The following is a 725-nucleotide window of genomic DNA, read 5'->3' as shown; positions in this document are numbered from 1 at the left end:
CCATTACGCACACGGCAGGCAACTGCTGCGCCGGGCTGGCCTTAATCTGGCAGAGCGAACATCGGGGAAACACAAGGGGCAAATTAAACTTTCTAAGCGAGGCGATAGCATGCTGCGCAAATACTTGTATCTGGCCATGCTAAATCTGGTCAACCAGAACGTAGACTTTAAGTACTGGCATATACGTAACCAACTCAAAGGAATGACGAAGATGGGCTCTATCTTTAAGCTCATTGGCAAGCTGGCTCGAATCCTCGTAGGGATGGTTCAACGTGGAGAGCATTACCAAAGCCCGCACGAAACAACGAAAGCTGCATAATCGTAAAAAACATCGTATTTAAACAAGTAAAACCGACTCTCACGAATGTTCATTCGTTCGCAGGATTTTTAACAAAGAACGCACAAAGGACCGAGTATGGCAACCAAAAGGGCTTTGACCCGTCATGTAAACGCAATCGGTCTCCACACCTTGGTCAGGTAGAACGAAGGAATGTAAGGGCATAGACCCGTAGAGACATGGGAGGGTGAACCTCCAAGGGACAGGTGGAGAAGTGCAGTAAAGTATGCCTCTAGAAATGCATGAACGTGCGATTTCTGTTCCCGCATGCCCAATTTGTCACCGATTTTCTACAGTCCTTACGTTCTGCCGCCTTATCTGATTTCTACATCATTGAAATCCTGCGAATGAGTGAGCATTCGTGAGAAAAACCCTTAAATACGAGGGA

Annotated in this window: 1 protein-coding gene; it reads left to right on the top strand. The window is 46.9% G+C overall.

Going from position 1 to position 725, the window contains the following annotated elements; genetic code table 11:
- On the top strand, window positions 1-319 hold a 319-nt coding region (locus tag V1L65_RS28630), incomplete at its 5' end, for a transposase (RefSeq protein WP_331702763.1).
- Between the last annotated feature and the right edge of the window lie 406 nt (window positions 320-725).

Origin of the sequence: Paenibacillus sp. IITD108, assembly GCF_036541265.1 — a bacterium.
In the GTDB taxonomy this organism is placed as follows: domain Bacteria; phylum Bacillota; class Bacilli; order Paenibacillales; family Paenibacillaceae; genus Pristimantibacillus.
The sequence above is the reverse complement of the archived record's forward strand: the minus strand, read 5'-3'. Positions and strand labels throughout refer to the sequence as shown.